Below are 2,681 nucleotides of genomic sequence, written 5' to 3'. Positions count from 1 at the left end.
GGCCGACCGCGGCACCGCCGGCGCACCCGCGCCGCGAGGACGGCAGCCGGACGGGCGGCGCGTCCGAGGTGACCGCCGCGCCGCTCGGCGACACCGATGCGGAGCCCGACGCCGACGGCAGCGCGGACCAGCCGTGGCCGCTCGGCGACACCCAGCGCCTCGGCGACGGGTCGTGCTGGGTCGCCGCCGTCGAGGCCGTCGAGGACGACCGGGCCGAGATCACCGTCTCCTGCGACCAGGCGGGCACGAGCGGGTACGGCACCCCGACGCCCCAGGAGTGGCTGGAGGTGTGGGCCGTCGGCAGCGACGGGTCGGCCCGGCAGGCCACCGCAGGGACCGGGTCGTCGTCGGGCACGTTCTGGACGCAGGGCGCGCTGGCCGACCCGTCGGCTGTCGCGCTCACGGTCACGCTGCCCGACGTCGGACCGCTCGCGTCGGTCGAGATCCGGCACCGGGACGGCTACGGCTGGCACTGGGCGACGACGGCCTGACGCGGTCGTCGGCCGAACCGGCTCACCGCACCAGGCGCGGCAGCACCTCACGCCCGAAGGCCTCGATCCACGCCCGCTGGTTGCGGCCGACGTTGTGCAGGTAGATGCGGTCGAAGCCCAGGTCCACGTACCGCTGGATCGACGCCCTGTGCTCGTCGAGATCGGCCGACACCAGCAGGCGGCCCTCGAAGTCCTCCGGCCGCACCATCCGGGCGAGCTGCGCGAAGTCGTGCGGTGAGCGGATGTCGGACCGCGGGAACCGCATGCCCGCGACCGGCCACTCGGTGAGCGCGTTGGTCATCGCCTCGTCCGGGGTCGGCGCCCAGGACAGGTGCAGCTGCAGCGCCGTGGGCATGCGGTCCGGGTCCCTGCCCGACTCGCGGGCGCCGTCGGCGAACCGGGTGAGCAGGGCCGCCATGCGCTCCAGCGGCGCTGCCTGCGTGATCAGGCCGTCCGCGGTCCGGCCGGCGCGCCGGGCCGTGACCGGGCCGGCCGTCGCGACGAGGATCTCCGGCGCGGCCTCGGGCATCGTCCACAGCCGCGTGGACTCCAGCCGGAAGTACGTGCCCGCGTGCTTGACGTCGCGCCCGGCCAGCGACCCGTTGAACAGCTTCCGGATGATCTCGACCGCCTCGAACATGCGGTTGATCCGCTCCGGCGCCTCGGGCCAGTAGCCGCCGACCACGTGCTCGTTGAGCGCCTCGCCCGAGCCCACGCCCAGCCAGTGCCTGCCCGGGTTCATCGCGGCGAGCGTCGCCGACGCCTGGGCCACGACCGCGGGGTGCCAGCGGAAGGTCGGCGCGGTCACCGGGCCCAGGTCGCCCGTCGTGTGCTCCGCCGCGGCGGCGAGCACGTTCCACACGAACCCGGCCTGGCCCTGCTGCGGCGTCCACGGCTGGAAGTGGTCGGCCGCCATCATGCCGGAGAAGCCGTGCTGCTCCGCGTAGGCCGCCAGCTCGACCGCCTCGCGCGGGGCGAACTGTTCGAGCATCGCGGCATAACCGATGGTCACCACGCGGACAGCCTATGCGCCGCGTGGCCGCCGTCAGAGCCGGCCGTGCCGCCGCAGCAGCACGAGGGCGTCGAGCGTGACGAGGCCGCGCCACTCCACGACGTGCCCGGGCGACCAGTGCAGGAAGTCGAAGTCCCAGCCCCCGTCGTCCTGCTGCGCGGCCTGCAGGCGGTCCAGCTCGGCCTCGATCTGCTCGTCCGTGTAGAGCGCGCGGCTCGGCGCCCCGGGGTGGGGCGAGACGACGAGCGGACGCAGCACCTCCCCGTCGACCCCGCCCGCCACGGGGATGGTGCCGTCGGGCCGCACCGCGGGGCGCAGGCGCTCGACGGCGGCCGCCGCCCGGCCGGCCTCCTGTACCGCGTCGAGGAACATCACCGCGAACTTCACGGTGTAGCCGCCAACGAGGCCCGGGCCCTCGACCTGCTGCCAGCACCAGGCGGTCGCGCCCTCGAGCCACGGGTGCTCGACGCCGAGCTCCAGCAGGTGCGCCACGATCGGGAAGGTGAGCATGCCGCCGTCGTTCGGCTGCATCCACGGCGCCGCGGGGTGGTCGGCACCGCTCGGCAGCACGTGCGGGACGCGCCCGTCCGGCAGGGTCACACCGGTCAGCCAGTCCGCCGTCTCCCTCGCCAGGCGCACCACGTCGGGGTCGGCGTCGCGACCCAGCTCCGCCAGCACCTCGAGCGCGGACATCGCCGCGGAGACCTGGCTGTCGGGGCCACGCAGGTCGGGTTCGAGGGCGTGGCCCCAGCCGCCGTCCTCGGTGCGGTAGGGACGCAGCGCGTCCAGGACACGGCGCGCCGGGGCGCCCTCGACGAGGACGGCGAACCGGTGCCGTTCCAGCAGCCGGGCGTCGTCGAGGAGGAAGCGGCGGGCCGCGTCGACGTCGGTCTGTGTGCTCATGGGCCCGACGCTATGCGGCGGTCAGCGCCGCGTCTTCCAGGAATCGGACGGGTGTGAGGCCGGTCAGCCGGCGCACCTCGTCCGACATGTGGGTCTGGCTCGCGTAGCCCGCGGCGACGGCGCGCTCGGCGAGCGACGGTCCTCCCGGCGAGGACAGCGCGACCAGCCGGCGCAGCCGCGCCACCCGGGCGAGCGTCTTGGGCCCGTAGCCGACGGCGTCAACGGTGCGGCGGTGCAGGTGACGCTCGCTGACACCGAGCGCGGCGGCGACCGCC

At 75.4% G+C, this 2,681-nt stretch carries 4 protein-coding genes; 1 reads left to right on the top strand and 3 read right to left on the bottom strand.

The features are described 5' to 3' along the window. Positions 1–491, top strand: a 491-nt coding sequence (locus HLB15_RS23235) for a hypothetical protein (RefSeq protein ID WP_171109094.1), incomplete at its 5' end; no start/stop codon positions are given. A 22-nt stretch (positions 492–513) separates the two neighbouring features. On the opposite strand, the gene HLB15_RS23230 is transcribed toward HLB15_RS23235, so the two are convergent. From HLB15_RS23230 to HLB15_RS23220, 3 genes are all read right to left on the bottom strand, one after another. Next, positions 514–1,506, bottom strand: coding sequence for a TIGR03557 family F420-dependent LLM class oxidoreductase (locus HLB15_RS23230; RefSeq protein ID WP_268241008.1), 993 nt, complete (start codon positions 1,504–1,506; stop codon positions 514–516). A gap of 30 nt (positions 1,507–1,536) precedes the next feature. After that, positions 1,537–2,406: a hypothetical protein gene (locus tag HLB15_RS23225; protein ID WP_171109092.1), complete on the bottom strand. Its 870-nt coding sequence runs from the start codon at positions 2,404–2,406 to the stop codon at positions 1,537–1,539. A 10-nt stretch (positions 2,407–2,416) separates the two neighbouring features. Then, positions 2,417–2,681: helix-turn-helix domain-containing protein (locus tag HLB15_RS23220; RefSeq protein WP_171109091.1), on the bottom strand; the 265-nt coding region annotated here is incomplete at its 5' end.

Source organism: Promicromonospora citrea, assembly GCF_013004695.1.
In the GTDB taxonomy this organism is placed as follows: Bacteria; Actinomycetota; Actinomycetes; order Actinomycetales; family Cellulomonadaceae; genus Promicromonospora; species Promicromonospora citrea.
The sequence above is the reverse complement of the archived record's forward strand: the minus strand, read 5'-3'. Positions and strand labels throughout refer to the sequence as shown.